The sequence below is a fragment of the Companilactobacillus tucceti DSM 20183 genome, assembly GCF_001434665.1.
In the GTDB taxonomy this organism is placed as follows: Bacteria; Bacillota; Bacilli; order Lactobacillales; family Lactobacillaceae; genus Companilactobacillus; species Companilactobacillus tucceti.
In genome coordinates this window covers 43766-67335 of sequence record NZ_AZDG01000008.1, presented here as the reverse complement: position 1 = coordinate 67335, position 23570 = coordinate 43766, and the positions used below count along the sequence as shown (strand labels likewise).

Sequence of the window (23570 nt, the reverse complement as noted above, 5' to 3'; positions counted from 1 at the left end):
ACTCATCTAGTTTAATTTTTATTCAAATCAACCATTTCATTGATCTTTAAGAAATAAAGATATTTACCAAGAATTGGTTTATTTTTAATTGTTGAAATAGCTTGAGCATAAAGATTTAACTGACCAGAGTAGTCATTAATTTTTTCGTTCAAATTCTGACTAGTAACGTTATCTGTTTTATAATCAAAAATCTTTATTCCATCTTCTAATTCAATCACACCATCAATAATACCATGAACCAGTATTTTATCATTGAAAGATTCATTATCGATTTTCTTTTTGAAAAGTTTTTTTGCTGGCATAAGGGATGAAAACGGAACTTCTCTAGAAACCGATTCATTATTAGCGACAATTTCTTGACCCAATTCACTTTGATAAAAATTAGCTAGACTGACAAGATCGATTTTCTTTGCTACTTCTGGTTCTAGTATTCGATTATTTACTAAATCGTCTACTAAATTCTGAAAATCAATCAATTCTGGTTGCTTATCAATTGAAACTCGTTGAAGTAGCAAATGAGTGGCACTACCTACATCAGCGGAAGATACTTTAGATTGAGCTAAAAATTTTGGTTTAGCAAAACTTTCCATGTTATATCTTCCACGGTCACTCAATAAGTTAGATTGAGCCATTTTTTCATCATCTGGATCCGCAAACAATCCTTTGATTTCAGAAACTGATTGATATGCAGTTGTTTCTACCGCTTCTTGATATGGATACTCAAAATCCAAAATAGTGTTTACCGTTTGTTTAAATAAATCAGTTGGTTCTCTCACATCAACAACTTTTAACAAGTTGCCATCACTATTTTTATCGAGTAAGTCATCAGTTACTACATCAAAATTCAAACGGCAATCTTTATTTTTAGCATAATGTGAATGTGATTTTATTCTTTGATCACTATTCAATGCTCCAATACCAATTAAATTCTGATAACTTTTAGCTGAAAGTCTGGATCCATCATCAATGACTCCATTAGATGATATTTTGATTTGATCCCATTTATTTAGCATTTTAGTCGTATCTTTTTCATAGCCAACAACAATAATTTTTTGCTTTGCTCTTGTTAAAGCAACATATAAAAGACGCATTTCTTCTGACACAGTTGATACATTTCTTTTTTCGCTGATCAATGAATGTTGTGGGGTCCTAATTGCAACTCTGGTTGTATTATTTAATACAGTCAAGCCGAGCCCTAATTCTGAATCGAATAACGTTTCGCTATTAACGTCACGCATGTTAAAAGAACCACCAGCATCTAATAAAATAACAACTGGAAATTCTAGTCCTTTACTAGCATGAATAGTCATAACCTTTACAGTATCATCTGTTGCTTCAATACTATTTGGTTGTGATAAATCTTTATCCATTTTTTCCATTCGTTGAATAAAATCGATAAATGCATGCAATCCCTTTAAATTGTTATTCTCATAGTCACTAGCGCGTTGATATAAAGCATGTAGGTTTGCAGATCTTTGCTTTCCACCAGGCATACCAGAAACATATTCCAAAATAGCGGTCTCTTGATAGATTTTCCATATTAAACGAGCAATTGTGTTCTTATTAGAAAAGTCTCTATAAGTTTCTAGCTGTAGTAAAAATGACTTTAATTTTCTTACCAGATCAGCCTGAGAATTTTCATCCGATATATAATCAAGAACCGCGGTGTAGTAATCCTCATTTTTGTTAACTAATCGAATTTGAGCTAATTCCTCTTCATTTAGTCCAACTATTGGAGAGCGAAGTACGGCAACTAAAGGTATATCTTGTCTAGGGTTATCAACGATCTCCAACATAGACATCATAATTTGCAGTTCAGTCGTTTGAAAGTAATTTTGTGCATCAGTAACCATTAGTGGTATTTCTTCTTTAGAGAAATAAGAAATTAAATCTGTATTGTTATTACGATTTCTTACTAAAATCGCAATATCAGAGTACTTTATGGTACGTACTTCCCCTTTTTTGGCATCAAAAATTTTAAATTCATCATTGATCAATTTTTGAATTCTTTTGGCAGTAAATCTTATCTGTAATTGGCGTTTTTCAACTTTATTTGTATCGTCTTCATTGGACAAAACATACATTTCACTGTCAGTATCGACCTCATCCGGAAAATTTGTCCCTACTACAAGTTCTGATTGTCTATCGTAGTCTATCTCACCGATGTTTTTGTCGAATATTCTAGTAAAAATAGTATTTACTAAATCATCAACTTGTTTAGATGATCTAAAGTTTTTTGATAGTTGAATTAATTCATTAGGATTTTCATCTTTTTGATAGTCTTCATACTTTCCTGCGAAAATATAGGGGGCGGCTTGCCTAAAGCCATATATAGATTGTTTGATATCGCCGACCATGAAAATATTATTATCTTTTGTTTTTAAAAGCTGAATTATACCTTCTTGCATTGCATTTATATCTTGGTATTCGTCTAACATAATTTCGTGGAACTTATTTTGATAAAATTGCAGAGCCACTTTATTACCATCAACTTCTGTAGTAAGAATTTTCATGGCCATATGTTCTAAGTCATTAAAGTCTAGAACTTGTTGTCTATTCTTAAGTTTCGCAAATTCTTTCATGAAGTTTCGTTCTACTTCTGTCAGCTTGATTATCAAGTCTTTAGCTTTTGAAATCTCTTTTAAAGTATCTTTCTCATCAAGTAAGAAGAAATTATTTACTAAATCTTTTGTGACTTTGTCTCCTAAAACCTTACGGATGCTTTTTACGATTTCTAAACGTACAGGGTCACTTTCTGCATCTTTAGGAGCTCTCTTCTTTGTAGTAAAGCTCAAATCGAACACTTCATTACGTATTTCGTCGTAACTAACGTCTAATTTAATATCTTCATTTACCTTTTCAATCTTTTTGATCATATCCTGAAATACGGGGGTATACGTATTACTTGCTTCGTCGCCCGCGGCAAGATCTAAACCACTGTCTAAAAGATCTTTGATCTGATCAAGCTTTCTCATTATTTCTGGAGCATATAGTAGTTTATAAAAGTTTGATTCGTTCAGCTTGCCTTCAATCGTGTAAATATTCGTTAATTGATCAAGCCATTTATCAGTTTTATCATTAGTGATCGCAAAATTGTAAAGTTTGTAAATAATATCAGTCAATCCGTCATCACTACGATCATTAGAAAAATTATCTACTAGTGTTAAAAAATCTTTATCGTGTTTTTCATAGTATTTATTTCTGACATTATCTAGTGCTTGATCTTGAATAATTGATTTTTCGGTATCATCGCTTAAAAGTCTGAAATTTGGATCTAAATCTATAATGTAATAGAATTTTTTTATAATGCTGAGACAAAAGGCGTGCAAAGTGCTGATATTTGCGATTGGTACTTTGAAGATTTGCTTCTGTATATGTTTTCGTAAAACATTTTTTATTAAATGGTCATTAGATAAATCTTTTAATCTATTAATTAATCTATCTTTCATTTCGGCCGCAGCTGCTTCGGTAAAAGTTGCGACTAATAAGTTATCAACATTTTCACCATGTTTTATCATTTCAATAATTCGTTCAATTAGAATTGTCGTTTTTCCAGATCCGGCAGATGCTGAAACTAATATATCGTGCCCATGATGATTTATTGCTTTTTCTTGTTCTTTAGTCCACTCAGGCATTAATACCCATCCTCCAAAATACTTTGAATTTTTACTAAAACATCTTTCTTATTGTAGTTAATTATTTCGTGATAATCGTTTTCTGGAAGCATAGCATCAAACTCAAAAATAGACTTGTAATCGCTGTATTGTAATCCAGTGTTCAAATTCCTATCCCTGTATGGGTTAAGTCTTAAACGGCCTGAATAGATGTCATCCCCTGCCTTAGTTATCAAATGCTTATTGTAATTAAGTATTCTAAACAGATCATCCTTAGTAATTAAGCTATTTTCTTTAACTGTAATAGTTCCATCGACCTTTTTACGTAATGGCACCACTGTAGATTGGCCAGAGATCAATCGAGTATCCAAATTCTCAAGCAGTTCTTCGTCATCTACTATCAATCCAGATAGTTTGAATTTCTTAAGCAACTCTATATCCGGTTTTACTTTTTTATTCAAAGTAATTTTAGGATTTTGAATATGCGAATAAAACGCCCCTGCTATTTGTGTAGCTTTTCCTTCTGCCAAAATATCTAAATTAGCCACTAAACTTTGTAGATACGTCGGCATCTGCATAGAAAGACCCTCTAAAAATTCAGCAAAAGAGAAATCATGTTGACTAGACTTATAATCAATGACCGCTAAATAATTCATATCATCAATCGTCAGTTCATCAATTCTATCTATCTTTCCTCTTACATTTATTTTGTGATTATTCGCTAAATCAAACGATAACCCTGGTAAATTTTGTTGGTTTCTTATACGACCAAAAGTAACCTCAGACGCACGAGGAACAAACTCATTGTGAGTTAACTGTTCTTTCATCGACATGATCAATTGCAGTACAGTTGCTTCTAATTTGGTCGAAATGAAATCCATACGATCATTTATTCTAAAGATTCGATTCTCGGGATAAACTATTTGGTCACTGAATATCTGGTGAACTAATTTTTGAATCTGCTCATCAGATAAAAATCTCAAGTTTGTACTGTCGTTATTCAAATGCTTAACTAAACTATCTAATACGGCATGAAAAAGAGAACCAGTCTGTGCTGGTGTAACTTCAAATATTTGACGAGGTGCTAAGCGTAATCCGTACTTCAAGAAATACTCGTATTCATTTTTATAAAATGTTTCTAATCGAGAAATCGAAACGTTAACATTATCTCCATACAATTCAGAAACAGTCTTTTCATTCAAATCATGAGGTATGTTTTTATAATTCAAAGAATCTAAAACAAATTCAGTCTTATCGGGTTCCTCATTATAAAGCCTATTTCTTACATATTTCCATTGATTAGAAATATCCATTTTGTTATCGACTGCCATACGTGATACACGTATCAAATAGTTCAAACTAGACGACTTAGAACCTACGTAACGTATAACTTGATCATCATCCTCATCAGCCTCTGGATTAAATAATATATCCTGCTCATCCAGTCCAAAATGGTTTTTAATTCTGACCACATAACTAGATAGATCTTTTTGCTTGTTGTCATCGGTAAATCCTGGATATGTGAAAATCAATCGATTACTTGGAGTCGTGAAAACTAAATCGTGTAAAAATGGTTCCGAATTATTAACTACTTCGTCTGAATCTTTTAAAAATTTGTCTTCACTTAAAGAATCAGAAATAAGCTTACGCTCATCGTCAGTAATAATATTATTTGAAACTGATGCTGCCGGCATATTTTCAGTTGTGGATCCCAAAATCAAAGTTATCTTACGATTATTGGGTTGAACCATCCCTATTTCAGAAATATTGACCGCATCCAAGGTAGAAGGTATTTGAGAATATTGGGCGGTTTCAAAAGCAGCATCTAAAATATCGATAAAGTTCTTAGCATCAAATTTTTCATCATCAAATACACTGACATATTCATCCAAGATCTCGTTGAATTTATTAATAACTTGTTCAGGTTGATTGGCCAAGGATAAGTCATTTTGTTCTGTCGCTTGCTTTTGCCAATTTAATAATTGTTTATATACACCATATTTATCAAGAAAGTTGTATAAGAATGTTGCTCCTTCAACTGATGAATGCTCTTTTTCAAAGAAGTCATACAATTCATTAAAAAATTCTTTAACAAAATTCTTAATAATATTTATCAAACGGTATTTATCAATTACAGAAGCATCGATTGCCTCATCTAAGTCTGCCTCAGGTTCAAAATCATCCCCGAGCCAATTTTTCTTAGTTATACCAGCTGCCAAGATATAATTTTCCGTCAAATCAACTGCATCTCGATAAGTAGCAATAGATTCAAACTTTTCTGGAACCATCAATTCAGTTCTAAGTAAAGCAATGACGTCTTCACTTTGCATCCCACGATTTAAAACCTTAAATAATAGATCAATCAACTTCTTAAACGGATGATCAGTCATTTTCTTTTCAAGATCAATAAAGTAAGGAATATCGTTAATTTCCATGAATGATTCAATAAATGAACGATACTGTCCTAAATCTCTTGCAACAATCAAAAAATCACGATAACGATTATTTTGCGTTGCTACTAGTTGTCTAATATAAGTACTAACAGCAGAAACCTCAGTCTGTTTATTAGTACATTTCCAAATTTGTACTGAATTAGGACTATCTAGTTTCTCATCACCTTGAATTATTCCAGATCCACTAGACTGGATCCAATAATCTTCTAGTTTCTTAATATCTGTACCGACTCTAACCGTTTTAGCAAAATTATTATAAACCGGAATATCATTGTTTCTGGCTAACTGATATAACTGCTGATAAGTATGCTCAGGACGGTAATAAAAACTTGTGTTGTCTAAATCTCCTAGTACCGGTTGCTCCATAATAAGAGAAATATTAAAACTTGCTCCATTTACGAGTAAAGAACTAACTAGATTTAATTCAGCTGCCGTAAAAGATGAAAAGCTTTCAACATAAAAGTAATAATTCTTAGACTTTAAATCTTGATTCATGTAATTAGCTAGCGCATTAAGTTGGTAATCACTAGTTTCATATTTTTCAGTTGCTTTTAAGTAATCACTGTAAATCAGATTAAGTTCTTCAACTTTATCTTTAAAGAACACTTCATCATCAACTTTTAAAGTTTTCTCTATATCAGCTGGCTGAACTTGTCCATTTTGAAATTCATTAAATTGCTTTGACAATTGTTCAAAAAAGCCACTTTTTTCAGACATCCCTGAGAAAATGTGAAGTGATTTTTTGTTTTTATCAATAATATTTCTTAAAATCATAGCCGATTTAGTCTCAGTTAAACTCTCCGCATTAAAGGTGGAATCACCTCTAAGAAAGTACCAAGCTAATCTAGAAAAAGAAAAACTCTGAACATTACTTGTAGCAATCAATGAATCTTTATCTTGATCACTACCAAGCTCTTTTAACATATTAATTTCAGACTCAAACTTAATATGATTAGGAACTAGAAAGAAAAACTGTCCATTGGGATTCTTCGTATGATCTTTTTTAAAAAGTTCCATCATTTTTTGATGATGGTCCAATTGATTTTTTCCCAATACAAAATTTAATGTCATAATATTTCTCCCTAAAAAATTTTATCCTATTCATTATAATTATATAGAAAGTGGAAATCCGGACAATAGATGTATAAAATAAGTACTTGAAGAAATTGAGAGGTGAGCGTGTGCTTAAAGGAATTGGAAAGAGTCACGGAAAAACGATTATTATGGGAGAACATGCGGTAGTTTATGGCTACCCTGCTATTGCGGTACCTTTAGTAAGCATCCCCGTTATCGTTAAAATAAGGCAAAATAAAGAAAATATTTTATCTTCAAAATATTATGTTGGTAAAATATCCCAAATACCTGATACACTCTCAGGTGTCAAATACTTAATTAATTTATTAGATGAACACTTAAACACAGAAAAGATAAATTACGCAATAAGTATTGATAGTAATTTACCTATTGAGCGCGGTTTAGGATCATCTGCAGCAATTGCTGCTGCTTTAACTAGAGCATTTTTTGATTTGTTCGACAAAAATCTGGATACAAAAACACTACTAGCATATGTTAACAAATCAGAAACAGTAACACACGGTAAAGCTAGTGGATTAGATGCTTTAACAGTGATATCTAATACCCCCGTATTATATAGTAAAGATACGATTGAGCACTTCAGCTTTTCATCCGATGGGTTTATCGTCATCGGAGACTCTGGTGTTAAGGGAAAAACTAAAGAAACAGTTGCTGATGTTCACCAAATGTATCAAGAAAACAAATCAAAAATCGGACAGTACCTAGAAGATTTAGGAAATTGTACTCTAACAACTAAAGATTGCTTGATAAATAACCAACTAAAACTTCTCGGCCAAACTTTTGATAAGGCTAATGAGATATTATCTAAGCTAAATTTGGCCATCCCTAAAACAAATCAACTTATAACTGCTGCCAAAAATTCTGGCTCACTAGGAAGTAAGATAACTGGCGGTGGTCGTGGTGGTTGCATGATATCTCTAACAAGAAATATCAATAACGCTACAATGGTACAAAAAGCACTTATCAAAAATGGTGCTGAACAAACTTGGATCCAACCACTATCTATTTATGCGGAGGAAACTGACGTTGACTAAGACAGCTCGGGCCTTTACTAATATTGCTCTTATAAAATATTGGGGCAAGAAAAATCAACAATTAAAATTACCTTGGACTAATAGTCTTTCATTGACCTTAGATCGTTTTTATACAGATACGACAAGTGAAATAATCGACTCTGATAAAGATGTTATTTACTTAAATGAATCACTTTTAGATGAACAAAAAAGTAAACGAATCGTAAATTATTTAAATAACACAAGAAAACAATTTGGATTTACGGAACACTTTAAAATCAATTCGATCAATCACGTACCGACCTCTGCTGGATTTGCTTCATCAGCATCAGGTTTTGCTGCACTAGCAGCTTCAATAGATCAAACAATGGATCTCAAACTTACTAAAACTCAATTATCCATTTTAGCCCGTAATGGCTCTGGATCCGCAAGTCGGTCCATTTATGGTGGTTTTGTTGAATGGATTGCAGGAGATAACAATGAAAACTCTTATGCGGTTCCCATTGATGAAAATCCAGACATTGATTTAGAAGTTTTATCAGTTGTCGTAAATCAAAAGGCAAAGAAGATCTCTTCAACCATTGGTATGGAAAAAAGTGTAGAAACCTCCCCTTTTTATCCAAATTGGGTTAAACTAGTGTCTTCAGAAACAATCGAAATTAAAGAAGCAATCAAGCAAAAAGATATCCAAAAAATTGGTGAGATTGCTGAACACAATGCAATGAGTATGCATGCATTGACATTATCCGCCAACCCAGCTTTTACATATTTTGAGCCAAAAACTGTCGAAATTATTCATTTAATTCAAGAACTGCGACAAAAAGGTATTATGGCGTATGTTACTATAGATGCTGGTCCAAATGTAAAAATACTTGGAACTCATAAATCAATTGAACAAGTTAAAACTTATTTAAATAATTTATCTGATGTTACTACAGTTGTTGCGAATATTGGTCATGGTATACAATACTTCTGATACAGATATTGAAAGGTATGATATTTTTGTCTACAGGAAAAGCACCTGGGAAGTTATATTTAGCAGGAGAATACGCTGTTGTTGAAACTGGTTTCCCCGCTGTTATAGCTTCAGTTAACCAATATGTTACTGCTACCATTAATAAATCTGAGGATGGCGGTACCATTCAATCTAAAAATCTTAATAAAGAACTTATTCATTGGGACCGACAAGGTACAGAATTAGTTTTTGACGATACTGAAAGTCAATTACAGTACATCTTGGCGGCCATAAATTTTGTAGAAAAATATGCTTTAGAAAAAAATAAAGAATTAGCATATTATGATCTACTAGTTACAAGTGAATTAGATTCAGAAGATGGTAAAAAATATGGCCTCGGTTCTTCTGCAGCGGTAACTGTTGCTGTTGTTAAAGCACTCGGAGACTTTTATAAATTAAAATTAACGCCAATGGACATATACAAATTGGCTTCTATCGCACATCTTTCCGTTCAAGGTAACGGAAGTCTCGGTGATATTGCCGCTAGTGCCTTTGGTGGAATCGTCGCTTACAAGTCACCAGACCGTAACTGGGTCTTCAATATTATTAGAAACCACAGTCTGTCAACCGTACTTAAATTAAACTGGCCTGACTTAGAGATAGAAACTTTGATTTTACCTAGTGACCTAGAACTCACCGTTGGATGGACTGGTTCTCCCGCTTCAACTTCTATTTTGGTCGATCGTATAGCCTTAACAAAAGCTCAAAAGGTTGATAAATATCAAAACTTCTTAAAATCTAGTCGTAAGAGTGTTGAAGAATTGATCCACGGATTTAGAACATGTAACTCTGAGTTGATAAAAGAGATGATAAATCAGTATCGTACTCTTTTATCAGACCTAGCAGAATTTAGTAATGTCCACATTGAAACCGAATTACTAACTGATCTTTGCAACATCGCTCAAGAACTAGGCGGATCAGCTAAAACATCAGGTGCCGGTGGTGGAGATTGCGGAATTGTTATCAGTGACCGTGATTTAAATCTCAATTTACTAGAGGAAAAGTGGAGAAACGTTGGTATCACTCCCCTATCATTAAAAATCGGAGAAATAATCGCTAATGCCTAAACAAGATAAACAAATTCAGCGCAAAGTTGAACATCTTTTTTTAGCTGAAAAATATTATACTGATGAAGCTTTTGCTGACTTTGATAATGTCAGATTACTTCATGCTGCTTTACCAGAATTAAATTATAAAGATATCGATCTATCGGTAGACTTCTTAGGCTTTAATGCCAGTCTACCGATTTATTTTAATGCCATTACAGGTGGTTCTAGGCAATCTAATAGATTTAACAGTGAATTAGCAAAAATGGCTAAGGAATTAAATATCCCCGTTTCAAGTGGTTCAATGGGTGTCTATTTCCGTATCCCAGAAACAGCTGATAGTTTTAAAGTTTTAAGAGAAAATAATCCCGATGGCTTTGTAATGGCTAATACTTCTGCCAAAGCTACTCCAGAATTAGCAAAAAAAGCCATAGACTTAGTTTCAGCAAATGCCTTACAAATACATCTAAACGTCACACAAGAATTAGCAATGCCTGAAGGTGATCGTGAATTTGTTTGTTTAAAAAATATTGAATCGATCGTTAAAAATGTTAATGTCCCAGTTATTGTTAAAGAAGTTGGTTTTGGGATGTCTAAAGATACCATTGAACAACTTAAAAATATCGGCGTTCAAAACATCGATATATCTGGTTTTGGTGGTACTGACTTTGCTCAAATCGAAAGCGCTAGAAATCACGAGTTAGATTTAACGTATTTAGATCAGTTCTCACTTTCAACAGTTGAATCTTTAATTGAAACAAAACCATTCCAAAATGAATTGAATTTCTTTGCTTCAGGAGGTATTCGTACTCCAATGGATGTCATAAAAGCTATTAGATTAGGTGCTACATCTGTAGGAATGTCTGGTCTTGTTCTACATCACCTACAAAAATATTCCTATGAGGAAACACATTTATTTTTTGAAAGTTTCATTGCTCAATTGAAAGTCATCATGGCAAATATTGGTGCTACAAATATGACAGAAATAAAAAAAGCTCCCATCATTTATGATGAAAGCTTGGTAAACTACGCTAAACAGCGTCAAATTAAATTATTTTCTTAGTCCTTTAGGATAGACATTTTTAATCTGTTTATTACTATAACGACCCCAACTAAATAATTTTCCTTGATAACTAAGGCCGATCCATTTATTTGAAAAATCTTGATCTATCATGACAGATTCACCATGCAAATACTTGGCAAACTGATCATCATCAAGTTCATATACTGATTTCAAATCATTAGGTTTGAGTTCTAACATCCACGAGATGCTAGGCTCGAACCTATTTTTTTTGAGTTCACCTAATTTGAGACCGTTTCTCAAGACATGAAGTTTTTTGAATCTAGTATCAAAGGTTGCAGCTTGATATAAATCTTCTTTAACTTTAAAGATCGCAGTTAAATCTATTTCTGACAGATTTTGTTTAATAAATTTGTCTAAATAAGACATTTCAACTTTAGTAGGTTGGTTCCTAAATGTTCTAACTTTAGTAGTACCGGCAATGCCTGACTTTATCATCTTACAAATAAAGTGCCCCTCACCTTCAAACTGGTCAGGAAACATTCGTAAAGCCTTTTTTAAATCTTGGTTATCGTATCCCCACTCAGGACGTCCGTCTTCCATACCAGGATACTTTTTGATTGGTACGATCTCCATCTCTTGATGGCGTTTTACAAATTCAGCAATATTTTCTTCATTTTCTTCAGGTGAAAAAGTACATGTTGAATAAACTAAAGTTCCACCATCCTTAAGCATCTTAAAAGCCGAATCCAAAATATGCTTTTGACGATTAGCACATTGTTCAACGTACTCTGGTGACCAATATTGAACAGAATCTGGATCTTTTCTAAACATCCCTTCACCAGAACAAGGTGCATCAACTAGTATTCGATCAAAGTATCCCTCAAAGCCGTCTTCTAAGTCTTTTGGAGAGTTATTTATCACTACTGCATTTTTAATACCCATTCTTTCGACATTTGAGGAGAGTACTCGTGCACGTTTATTATTTATCTCATTACTTACTAAAAGTCCTTGAGAGTCCATTATTGAGGCTAAATAAGTAGTTTTGCTACCAGGGGCTGCACAAAGATCCAAAATTTTTTCATCCGCTTTAGGATTTACAACTTCAGCAACATACATTGCACTAGGCTCTTGGCTATAAACATATCCTGAAATATGATCAATAGAATTACCGTCAATATCACCAAAATATCCAATTTTACTATAATCAATTGGCTTATCTAAACTGTATTGAACATTTTGATAATTGTTTTTTAAAGGATTAAGACGAAAGGAATTTTGACTCTCTGTCTCTATTGCTTTAAAAAGATTGTCTGCCCTATCACCTAGTAGTTTAGTATATTTAGCCTTAAATTCTTCACTCAAATTAACTCTCATTAAATCTTTCACTCCGTTCGTTTCACAAAAAATATTTGATGTAACCCTATAATAATCGTCAACACTACTGAACCAATCATAAACATATTAAATGTCGTGTGGCTGATGATGACTATTCTCCAATTGACTACTACATAACCTAATAAATAAGGGATCAATGTGTAGAGTAAATATCTTAAAAGCAATCCATTTCGATAATTGTTTTTTAAATCACCAGTTAAATTAGATCTCTGCAGATCATACTTCAATGGGACTAAAATATAGGATTCTACAGCAATCGCTAAGATAAATAGCAATACCATTCCCACTTTGTATAATTCTCCATTGTTCTCAACTTTGACCGCACTAAAATCATCCGTTTGCGGACTATACTTATGAGTACTTCTAACATGCAAAGTCCTTTTAATAGCGCTATAACTTTCTTTTGAACCAATTGCCTTACCATCTAAAACCGTCACAACGTTTCTTAGAGTTTTAGAACTCTTAGGTTGATTAGGCGATAAAGAAATCAAGGTCTGATCATTCAATAATTCAGAGTTACCAAAACCCATGTTACCAATTACTGAAATGTATCTTTGGCCTACCTTTATATAGGACTGACTTTGAGGCTTATACACTTCTATTTCCGATGTCTTACCTTGTACAGCAAATGGTATTTGGGATGAAAAGTCACTTTTTGAAAAATATCGCCCCGAAGTTATTGGTAAGCGGTCATTTTTCTTATAGTTATATATATAACCTATATCACTATTACTCTTATCAAAGAAGATCAACTGATAACTAGTAAGCTTTTTTTTATTCAGATCCTTAATAACTGTAACCAAATTCTTTTTTGAATTGGTTTCCAATACAGTCGCATTCTCGCTCATACCCAAGCGATTCATTGTATTACTGTACTTTACAGAATCACTTTTCGATATTGCCGTTCCAGCTAAGAGAACAATAATAAATATTACAATGCTAGAAATTATTTTTTTCATTAAATCCACCTAGTCTTACTTACTTGTACGATAACTCATTTTACACTAATAGAAGAGTGGGACAAAAGGCTATGTGGAGGTTGCAGCCTTTTGTCGCACGTTTAGTCTATAAGAAAATAGGAGTTGTGACTTATGTCACGGCCCCCTCTTTTATTTAATCAAATATATTTTATCTTTAACTAGATCGTATTGCTTATAAACTTTATTTAACATTTCGATTTTGTCATTATTGATAACTTCAGCATTTTCCCAAAACTTATGGCTATTAGTTGCTCCATTTTTTTCACCGATCACGAATAACTCTAAATCAGCTTCTCTAACCAGTTGCAATATATCATAATCTATTTCTTCTCGATCCGGACTCCACGCTAAAATAACTGCATCGACTGATCGTGAATACTTTTTTAAAGCTGCTAAAGCGTCTAAATTTTCAACATTTACTAAAGTGCTGAGTCCAGTTTGACTTTGTTTAGCCCAACTCAAATCATCAGTACAGATCGAACTTATCCCATTATCTTTAAACCCCCGAGAAATATAGCCATTACCAGCCATTAATTCCAAATACTTCTTGTCAGGATAAAGATCACTCCAAGTTTTCATCAGATCACTAGTTATAGTAGCCCAATATCCAAATCTAACTTGTAAGTAGGTTCTAAACTCACGTAAATCATGATCAAATTTTTGTAATTTAGAAACTACTTCTTCAAACTGTGCTTGGTCTAAATCTGTTAAAGAGTTTAGATAACTAGCCAATTCTTTTTCTGATAGTTGGAAATATGGGAAACGATGTTTAGGTAATTCTTTATTAGACAAAGCTTGACATACATGATCCATAAAATCGATTCTGGCTTTAAAACGTCGCCCATTTGGCAAATCACCTACGTCATCTCTCAACCCACTGATATAACTTGAACTCATACTAACACCTCTAAATTAGATATTTTTTGGCAATCGGAATTAAACTAATAATCCAAACTATCACTAGAGAAATTACAGTTGCTAATGCAAAAACACCTAAAAAGTTTAAATTGCTTACATAATACTGTGCCAAACGTATTCCAATTCCATGAACCAAATAGACTCCATAAGTTAAAGGAGCAATAAATTCAATAACTTTTCCCATAAATAAAGGTATCTTTGGATCAATAATCTTAAACGATAGGAAAATCAAGCTCGATATAACTGGAACAAAGACAGATGGCTCATAGCCCGTAACAGGTATATGAACACTACTATCATGATATGTCCAATAGTTTATACCTATCATTACAGCAATCAAGACAATACTTAAAATTAAATTGAGTGACAAATGAAGCTTTTTTGTATCCACTTTCGACAGTTTGTACCCTAAAATGAAATAACCTAATGACTTAGAAATAAAGAATAGATTACCAAAACTATCTACTTTGAAAATATTAGCCCATTGACTTGGCATAGTGACAACTAGAAATGGCAATATCATATTAGTAATGAACCACAAAATTAAGGCATAATTTAATAATTGATCATTCATATTATCTACCAAAGCCTTAATTAAAGGTGAAATTAAATAAAAGGCAATTAACGGGTAGATAAACCAATATGCTTCTAATACTGGCTGGTGATAAATAAGTGACATATTCTTAAGCGTTAAGCTCCAGGAAAAGCCAGTATTTGGATCAATATGCTGAAAGAATGCTGTTGAAACAAATGACCAGAAAACAAACGGTATCAACACTCTGGTTAATCTATGTTTGAATAAATAACCGACGCTATAGGTCTTTTTGCTATTTAAGATAGTAGCACCACTTATCATAAAGAATAGCGGTACCGCTGGCGTAACAATAACTATAATTGCATTGGCTAAATTCCAATAATTGGAAAACGATTTTGTGATCAATATATCGGCGCTTGAATGAGCCATAACAACTCCAAGCATTGCCACAACTCTAATAAAGTCAATATAAATCAATCTCTTTGATGAATTAATAATAACAATCCCCTTTAAATGAAATTCTTAAACATTATACAATAATTAGTCTGTTAATTCGTTAATTAAAAAAGATTTAAAAACAATACAATTATTTCCAATAACCTCCAAAAAGTGTAATATTCTAGTTAGTATACATACGAGGTGAATTATGGCAGACAAAAGAATAAGACGAAAGCCTAAGAAAGAAGAAGAAGGCGGATGGAAATTCTGGCTGCAGACAATTGCATTGACCGTAGCCATATACGCAGTTCTCTTCTTACTTATGCAATTCGTTTTTTCAAATGACAAGGTTTCAGGGCCCTCGATGCAACCGACTTTTGAAAACGGAGATAAGGTAATTGCTTTTAGACATACAAAACTATCTAGAGGCGATGTCATCGTTTTGAAGGCTCCTGACGAACCTGGATCATTTTATATTAAACGTATCATCGGATTACCTGGTGATACAGTTGTTTCAAAGAACAACAAGATTTATGTTAATGGAAAGAAGTTAAACGAATCTTTCTTAGATGCAGGCTCCAAACTTAAAGAACCAGAAACAAGTATTTATGCTAATAAACCATATAGTTATACTTACGACTTTACATTGAGTGAACTTGCTAAAGAGTCATCCGAATATAAGCAAAGATACAGTAGCAGCTATCTTAAAAAAGTTGAAAAAACCAACAAAGTTCCCGCAGGCTCTTACTTTGTAATGGGAGACCACAGAACAGTATCTAAAGATAGCCGTATTATAGGTTTTATCAATAAAAAGAGTATTGTTGGTGAAGTCAAATGGCGCTACTGACCATTAAATAAATGGTCAACGTTTTAATTAATCTCATCTTAATGCTATGATTTAATTAATGGAGGTAGTGATATGGATAAACCAAATATTGCTGAAACAATTATTCACTTTGAACGTGATAAAAACATGAATGATACACAATTTGCTTTTGAAAGTCACCTTTCAGTTGAAAGAATTCATAATCTCAAATCTGGTGATTATGAACCCACAGCTGAAGAAGAAAAAACTATTCTAGAATATATTAAATTACATTCATAGTTGAATGTTGGAGTGGACCTTTTGGTTCACTCTTTTTTTGTATAGTGAATTTTAATTTTATTCCCCTACTCTTAAAAGGTCTGGATCTAGACATAAAAAATCTCCATAAAGGTCGGATATTCTATCTAACTTTTATGGGGATTCTTGCACACCTTCATTAAAAAGCTTACTCAGAAACATACTGAACATCTAATTCAAAGATCCCATATTTTCGTTGTAAATAATTTTTCATATTCTTCGTTAGATCCATCGTGTCATTGACTGTCAGATGATAATCTACCTTCACAATCGCTGAGATATAAATATCATTTTCGTACTCTCTTCCGTTAATTTTGACAATTTTTTCGATTTGATTAAATTTCTCCAATTCCAACTTAACTTGATTCAGTAATTCATTACTAAATCCATCAATTAATTTAAACGCACTGCTATTTAAAATAAAAAGTCCGGTTCTAAACATCAATAGTCCAATAACTATGGCTGTCAATTTATCGATCCAAGGAAATCCTAATTCTGAAATTAAAATTGCCAAACCGGTTAATACCGCAGTTATACTATCCCATTTCTGATCTTCTGATGATGCTAATAAAGGTTTACTCTGAATCTTTTTAGCAAAATAATTGTTCAGTAAAAAAATTGTGAACGTCAGTATACCACTGCCAATTCCTATCACTGCTGCTAATGAATCGGGCTTTTCTGAACTATTATTAATCCAGTCAATAATCCCTTTCCAAATCACCCAAAAGCTAGTCTCAATTATCAAGATAGACGTTATCAAAGTTGATATTGTTTCTGCTTTAGCATATCCAAATCGATGTTCTTGATTTTTCGGTCGTTTTGCAAAGGCAATCCCCATAATAATAATCAAATATGCCAATGTATCAGTTGCACCATTATAGCCGTCTGCTTTTAGAGCGGTCGATTTAGCAACACTTCCAATAATTATTTTTGATATAGAAATGACCAAGTAAAATGTAACATTCATTGAAGCAATAAATTGTGCTTGTCGTAAAACATGAATATTATTCTTTTCAAAATTTTTGTAGTCCAAACTACTCATCACCACCGACTACTATTGGATTTTTAACCATCGCTAATTTAAATCTAGCAATAATCAATAAATTAAGTCCAATCGTAATTGCGAGCACTGTCCATAAATTATTTTGAATTGGAACACCCGTTGAAATAGTTGCACGTAAGGCATTAATTAGGTAGGTCATTGGTAACCATTGATTCATTACTTTAGCAAATGGACTTAATAATTGAGTTGGATATAATCCACCTGAAGATGCTAATTGTAGTACTAAAACGATTGATACTAGCCAAGTTCCAAAACCGCCTAAGAGATTTCTCAAGCAGAAAATCAATGATAGAAATAAACTGGAACCTAATAACAATTCCAAGAATAAAGCCGATTGTGATTTAACGACTAAATCATTGAATCTTATTAGTGTAAACCATAAAACAACCGATTGAATTAGCGCCACAATACTAATAACACTAGCTTTTGAAAACCACCAACTAAAAGCACTTCTCGGATACTTACGAGGATCATAACCATCATACATTGTTCCCAGCGCAATTCCTCCAACATACAGACCTATTGCAATCGCAAACGGAGCCATACCGGTACCATTATTAGGAACTTTAGCAATATCTGTCACACCCTCTTTGATGGGATTTGATAATATTTGAGCATTCTTAGTATCAGTACTAATCTGAGCTAATCTTTGAGCTCCAGTTGCCAATGAATTGGAAATTTTCTGATTACCTGCCTTTGCAGTGGCATTTGTATTGGGAATTCCCGCTAATTGATAGTTTCCAGATGCAGCTTTATCCATACCAACAGTAGCTCCATTTAGTGCGCTCAACACAATTTTTGAATACAATTGTGTCACTTGTTTAGAAACATTTTGTTTGATTGAAGTGGCTGCACCGTTAGTTATTTTAGAGACAATGAAATTCTGGCCTGAATTCATTCGATATTTGATTGTCATTTGATTAGGATCTTTTGTCAAAATAGTTGTCGCACTCTTTGAAAAATCCTTTGGAATAATAACAGTCATATAAACTTTGCCATTCTTTAAATCTTTTTCAGCTTTGTTATAACCCATTATCTTAAAATTAAGTGAATCACTCTTTTCAAGATTCTTCGCTAAATTACTTCCAATAGCGATATTCTTGCCATTATATTCAACTTGACGATCTTGATTTACTACTGCTACAGGAATATTGTCAGTTTTCCCATAAGTATTCCACATAGAGGATAGATAAAAATAACAATAAATTGCTGGAATCAAAGCAATTGCTATCAGTACTACAATAAACTTCTTATTCTTAATTAAATAAGCCCATTCAGCTTTTAGCATTTTAATCACCATCCATTCAATGTCTTGTATATTGCATATAATAGAAAGTTTTCCAATTTAAACAATATTCAATATTTCGATATGTGTTGATTTGTATTCGTCCATTTAAATATAAAAATTGGCTGTATCAACCTTACACACTCAACATATTCAACAAAGTGTTGATTACTTGAATTTATATCTTTTTTTATTATTATTAGCTTAAATAAATCAACTAAGGGTTCAATAGGTGTAAATTATGGAAACCAATATCAAAAATATTCAAACAGAAATAAAAATCCAAAAAGCATTTATAAAACTAGTTAATTTAAATGGCTTCGATAAGTTAACAGTCAAGAGCCTAGTAACCGAAGCTCAAATAAATCGTGGGACTTTTTACTTACATTATCTAGATAAATACGATCTAATTGAAAAATATGAAAATGAAGTTTTACTTCAAATTGAAGATATATTTGATAAATATCCTAAAGCCTCGTCAACTGACATAAAAAGTGATAAGTATGATAACGCCTTTTTCCAATTATTTAGGTACTTATATAGTCAAAAAGAACTTGCTATCGTTTTGATGAAGAGCCCTGATTCCGTTATCATCCGTAAAGCAAAACCATTAATATTACAAATCGTGCATAGTGGAGCTATGTTTGAAGACAAAGTTCCAACTGATTTTGCCAATGAAATTTTGTCACAAGGAATCATTGATTTTATCCTCTATTGGTTAAGTCAAAATCCCGTTAGAAACCCTAAAGATGCATATAATATTTTCTTAAATTCAAGATCACTTAGTCCTGAATTGCTTTCTCAAGATTAAATATCAAACTCGTCTAACACCACTAAAATTTATATACTTTGCCATAAACCCAAAATAATATTACTATATGTAATGTGAACCCACTTAAATAGAGTTAAATATAATATATAGTAATATTATTGGAGGAAAAATATGCTTTTAGGAAATGTTATTCAATCTAAGAGAAAGTCACTTAATATAAATCAAACTGAGTTGGCTGATGGAATATGTACCCAAGCGATTATCAGTAAAATAGAAAATCAAAATATTGCTCCTTCGATAAACATTTTGATTTCTATTTGTCAGAGGTTAAATCTAACTCTGGATCAAGTATTTTCTGAATTCTCTTCATTACCTTCGAGCAACCTTATTCAAGATAAATTTGATCAATTGGATACTGCAGTTCAAGATAATAATTTCCAAATATTAGAGTCAGTTTTGCCTACAATAAAAAAGAGTGCCCTCCCCTCTTTGGAGAAAGCACACTTACATTTTCTATATAGTCTTTTGTCAAAATCTAAAAATGACTTTGATGATGTTATATTCCAACTAAATTATTCTTTAGAACTATTAACTAATCGTAATAGTTTTTGGGGTACAATGATTTACTCTGAACTTGGGCAAATATATTTAGAAAAGTCACAAAACGATAAAGCTAAATACTACTTTGACCAAGCCTATTCCAATATCGATATAGTTGTTAATTCAAATAGTGAATATTACTATTATCGATCAAGTATCATTAGACTAGCAAAGTGGTATACAGATAAAGGAGATTACAATAAAAGTGATTTATTGATTGATCGAGGTCTACACAGTTTTGATAAATACTTTACAGCTCAATTTACTGACGAATTATATTACATATCAGCTATGAACGCTTTAGGAAGAGAACCAATTGACTACAACAAACTTAGTCATGCATTAACCACAGCAATAGCATTTGCTGATTATAACGACAATGATGAATTAATGGACAAAATAAAGCAGCTAATGAGTTCTCACAATATCAACGAATTAAAAATCAAACCCTGATAGTATTTCCAAACTGTCTATCAACTCCCAAAAGATCATACGGACTCAAATAACGTGTTTTCATAATTATATCTACAATCTCATCTTTAGTTTCAGGTTTATCTTTAGAAAGCCAATATTCGACTGTATTTAGTAATCCAGAAATTATGATCTCATAAGCGTAATCGTTAGGAATCAAACCTACTGTTTTATCATTCCCTTTATTTAGATATAACCCCTTATCAATTACTTGTCGCAAAATATTCTTAATTTTACTCTCAAATGAAGGAATAACTATTAAGACTCTTATTAAATCTGATTCTGATTCAATGTATCCCATTATCAGATCAATCACCGGATAAGCTTCGATATCTTCTTTTACATCTTGGTATTTCATTAACGAATTGAGATTGTTATTTAAAGTTTCACTTAAAGATTTCAAAACTGAAGTTTCATAATGATTTAGCAGCTCATATTTATCAGTATAATGAGCATAAAAAGTACTGCGATTTATTTTAGCTACATCAGTAATATCTCTAACAGTTAAATTATCAAAACCAGCTTTCATCAATTGGATGAAGGCTTTTTTTATTTTGTCTTCTGTCTTTGTGTTTCTTTGCATAATTTCGCCCCGCTATTTCAACATAGTGTATGATTAGTTAACTCACCAGTTATGCTTTTATTACTTCAAGCTTCATCTAAACCAACACAATGTCTATATAAGTAAATTGTATCACGCTTAAACGCTAAATAAAGTCTGAATAGACAATTATGCACCTTGCCCTACCTAAATAGATCTGCCTAAACTTAATAGAAGGAATTACTTTATTTACTATTATCCTTTAATCAAACATTCAAGCATTAAATAATCTCAATACTTTAAAAAATATTAAGGTCTAAAAAAGCAGTGCTAATTTAAGCACTGCTATGATTGCAAATTATGAATTTGAATGATGTTGCACTTGAACTTGACATGTGCCCGCACTTTTTTACTTCTAATATTTTTTGTTATGTAACCTTATTCTTCTTCCAAAAATTCATATATACGTTTATCGTGAAAATAAACATAAACTCCATTTACTCCTCTTTTGAGTAAAACATTCATCGAATTCAAGATAATTTGTTTCTTAGCTTCATCAATATTACTAATATCATTCAAATGACGCTTCTTAAAGGCCTCATGGTCTTCGTATTTAGTAATATCAATTTTAACTTTGCCATTACCATCATAAATAACAGACGGTCCAATGATCACTGCTACATAATTTAAGTCAAATCCTTGAATCGTGTAGATCGACCCTACTTCGCCTATCGTAGACTCCTTTTCGGCCCAGGTGACACTAGAATAGTTGTACTGATCCCACGGTAAATGAAAATCTCCTTCATTGATGTAATGTTTCTTACCATCCAAAGTGGACGGATAGTCCGCAGTCGCAACAATTCGTGATTTTTTGACAGTTTGATTATCAAGCTTTAATTGTTGATACATTTTTTCTGCGTCTTTAAATACTTTAAAATCATAACCTTGATAAGTTCCGCCCAAATAGTTATCAGATTTCTTAGTAACCTTATCTAAACATAAATTATCAGTTAAATCGTCGATCCATTGAATTATCTGACGTGGAGCTTTCATTCTCATTTGAGTATGAAGTGTACTTAGATGATATTTTAAATTATATTGATGAACAAATTGATCAATGATCTTTTGAGACCAATAACTCTTCATCTTTAAAACTTGTCGCTCATCATAAACGATAACTACTACTTTGCTTAGTTTAATAATTTCTTCTAATTGGTTATTGTGTGAGAAGTTATTGTAGCGATCCGCCTCACTAAGTAGTAAGTGTGCTTCATCGATAACTACAACATCTGCTTGTTTATTTGTCTTGTTCATTCGATTAATAAATGTTGTTGAACGAAGAAATCTATTCTTACGTAACTCAGAAAACTCGCCAGCATTATCCTGATAGACCTTTAATAACTCTGGATGATTAACTAAAAAGTAATTATCGGTATCTGACTTTTTAGCATCTTGTTCAAGTTTTAAAAATAGTTGGGTTAAAATAACGCTCTTTCCCGTACCAGCGTCACCATTTAATTGAAATAATCCTTTTTTACTAGTATTTATAGTGTTTTGGCAGAAATCTAAGACTTCATTTAAAACATCTTGTTGCTCATCGGTAAGATGTTTATTTGGTAAAACAGAATCTAACATATTAAAAAACTCCTCAAATAAAAAAATCCGCATCGATAAAATCGACACGGACATTATTAATATCTATTCGTCGCTCTTAAGAACGCCACCAACTGCATAGCGATCTTTCTTCATCTCATTCAAAACAACATGAATGTTTTCTTTTGGTGCACCAACATTCTTAGAAATAGCTTCTGTAACGTCCTCAACCATTGATTTTAATTGTTCTTGGCTGCGTCCTTCAATTAGTTCAATATGTACTAATGGCATAATTAACATTTCCTTTCGAAATTGAGATTTTAAAGTATATCTTCCTCTAAGATAGAGTATAAAACAGTTTTGAAGTAATTTGTAGATATTATTTGAATTATATTCGAGTAGTTAGAAAAAAGCACTTAAACCTTGATAAGTTTAAGTACTTTTGGTGGTTATTGATTATTCTGTAGTTGTTGATTCGTCAGTTGATGGCTTTACTTTAACCGTTATTACTGTCTTACCATCTTTAGTAATTGTTTGATCTGCAGAATTATCAGATGCATATGTATAACCTGTTGGATTCTTATCTTCATTTGTTA

19 protein-coding genes are annotated in these 23570 nt (G+C 32.4%); 8 read left to right on the top strand and 11 right to left on the bottom strand.

Going from position 1 to position 23570, the window contains the following annotated elements; genetic code table 11:
• Positions 1-11: 11 nt before the first annotated feature.
• Entirely contained in the window at positions 12-3635 is a 3624-nt protein-coding gene (addA, locus tag FC72_RS04945; RefSeq protein ID WP_057765383.1) for a helicase-exonuclease AddAB subunit AddA, read from the bottom strand.
• Complete coding sequence (locus tag FC72_RS04940) at positions 3635-7138, bottom strand: PD-(D/E)XK nuclease family protein (protein WP_057765381.1); 3504 nt, start codon at positions 7136-7138, stop codon at positions 3635-3637. Before FC72_RS04940 ends, addA begins: the two co-directional genes overlap by 1 nt.
• A gap of 110 nt (positions 7139-7248) precedes the next feature.
• Here FC72_RS04940 and mvk point away from each other — a divergent pair, with 110 nt between their 5' ends.
• The 4 genes from mvk to fni are packed head-to-tail and all read left to right on the top strand — an operon-like array spanning position 7249 to position 11299.
• Positions 7249-8196, top strand: a complete 948-nt coding sequence (mvk, locus tag FC72_RS04935) for a mevalonate kinase (RefSeq protein WP_157051112.1) — start codon at positions 7249-7251, stop codon at positions 8194-8196.
• Positions 8189-9151, top strand: a complete 963-nt coding sequence (gene mvaD, locus FC72_RS04930) for a diphosphomevalonate decarboxylase (RefSeq protein ID WP_057765375.1) — start codon at positions 8189-8191, stop codon at positions 9149-9151. The genes mvk and mvaD overlap by 8 nt, the downstream gene beginning before the upstream one ends.
• 26 nt (positions 9152-9177) lie before the next feature.
• Positions 9178-10257: a phosphomevalonate kinase gene (locus tag FC72_RS04925; protein ID WP_057765373.1), complete on the top strand. Its 1080-nt coding sequence runs from the start codon at positions 9178-9180 to the stop codon at positions 10255-10257.
• Positions 10250-11299: a type 2 isopentenyl-diphosphate Delta-isomerase gene (gene fni, locus FC72_RS04920; protein WP_057765371.1), complete on the top strand. Its 1050-nt coding sequence runs from the start codon at positions 10250-10252 to the stop codon at positions 11297-11299. Before FC72_RS04925 ends, fni begins: the two co-directional genes overlap by 8 nt.
• Here fni and FC72_RS04915 read toward each other — a convergent pair.
• From FC72_RS04915 to FC72_RS04900, 4 genes are all read right to left on the bottom strand, one after another.
• Positions 11288-12634 carry an RsmB/NOP family class I SAM-dependent RNA methyltransferase gene (locus FC72_RS04915; protein ID WP_057765369.1) on the bottom strand — a complete coding sequence of 449 codons (1347 nt, stop codon included), beginning with the start codon at positions 12632-12634 and terminating at the stop codon, positions 11288-11290. The genes fni and FC72_RS04915 overlap by 12 nt on opposite strands.
• An 8-nt stretch (positions 12635-12642) precedes the next feature.
• Positions 12643-13614: a hypothetical protein gene (locus FC72_RS04910; RefSeq protein WP_057765367.1), complete on the bottom strand. Its 972-nt coding sequence runs from the start codon at positions 13612-13614 to the stop codon at positions 12643-12645.
• Between the two features lie 150 nt (positions 13615-13764).
• Positions 13765-14532 (bottom strand): hypothetical protein, encoded by a 768-nt coding sequence (locus FC72_RS04905; RefSeq protein ID WP_057765365.1) that lies wholly within the window; start codon positions 14530-14532, stop codon positions 13765-13767.
• A gap of 10 nt (positions 14533-14542) precedes the next feature.
• Positions 14543-15565, bottom strand: coding sequence for an acyltransferase (locus tag FC72_RS04900; protein ID WP_057765364.1), 1023 nt, complete (start codon positions 15563-15565; stop codon positions 14543-14545).
• 169 nt (positions 15566-15734) lie between these two features.
• On the opposite strand from FC72_RS04900, the gene lepB reads away from it, so the two are divergent.
• Entirely contained in the window at positions 15735-16373 is a 639-nt protein-coding gene (lepB, locus tag FC72_RS04895; protein ID WP_057765362.1) for a signal peptidase I, read from the top strand.
• 72 nt (positions 16374-16445) lie between these two features.
• The gene (locus FC72_RS04890; RefSeq protein ID WP_057765360.1) at positions 16446-16631 is read left to right on the top strand and encodes an LBP_cg2779 family protein; all 186 of its coding nucleotides are present in this window, start codon (positions 16446-16448) and stop codon (positions 16629-16631) included.
• Between the two features lie 166 nt (positions 16632-16797).
• Here FC72_RS04890 and FC72_RS04885 read toward each other — a convergent pair whose 3' ends face one another.
• Complete coding sequence (locus FC72_RS04885; RefSeq protein ID WP_057765358.1) at positions 16798-17682, bottom strand: cation diffusion facilitator family transporter; 885 nt, start codon at positions 17680-17682, stop codon at positions 16798-16800.
• A 1-nt stretch (position 17683) separates the two neighbouring features.
• Positions 17684-19000 carry a YhgE/Pip domain-containing protein gene (locus FC72_RS04880; RefSeq protein WP_057765356.1) on the bottom strand — a complete coding sequence of 439 codons (1317 nt, stop codon included), beginning with the start codon at positions 18998-19000 and terminating at the stop codon, positions 17684-17686.
• Between the two features lie 238 nt (positions 19001-19238).
• Here FC72_RS04880 and FC72_RS04875 point away from each other — a divergent pair, with 238 nt between their 5' ends.
• Complete coding sequence (locus FC72_RS04875) at positions 19239-19808, top strand: TetR family transcriptional regulator (protein WP_057765354.1); 570 nt, start codon at positions 19239-19241, stop codon at positions 19806-19808.
• A 132-nt stretch (positions 19809-19940) separates the two neighbouring features.
• The gene (locus FC72_RS04870; protein ID WP_057765352.1) at positions 19941-20822 is read left to right on the top strand and encodes a helix-turn-helix domain-containing protein; all 882 of its coding nucleotides are present in this window, start codon (positions 19941-19943) and stop codon (positions 20820-20822) included.
• Here FC72_RS04870 and FC72_RS04865 read toward each other — a convergent pair.
• The 3 genes from FC72_RS04865 to FC72_RS04855 form a co-directional block, all read right to left on the bottom strand.
• Positions 20812-21423 (bottom strand): TetR/AcrR family transcriptional regulator, encoded by a 612-nt coding sequence (locus tag FC72_RS04865; protein WP_057765350.1) that lies wholly within the window; start codon positions 21421-21423, stop codon positions 20812-20814. The two genes, FC72_RS04870 and FC72_RS04865, sit on opposite strands and share 11 nt — an antisense overlap.
• Before the next feature lie 396 nt (positions 21424-21819).
• The gene (locus FC72_RS04860) at positions 21820-23016 is read right to left on the bottom strand and encodes a DUF2075 domain-containing protein (RefSeq protein ID WP_057765348.1); all 1197 of its coding nucleotides are present in this window, start codon (positions 23014-23016) and stop codon (positions 21820-21822) included.
• 63 nt (positions 23017-23079) lie between these two features.
• A complete protein-coding gene (locus FC72_RS04855) occupies positions 23080-23265 on the bottom strand; it encodes a 2-hydroxymuconate tautomerase (protein ID WP_057765345.1) in 186 nt (61 codons plus the stop codon).
• Positions 23266-23570: the final 305 nt, after the last annotated feature.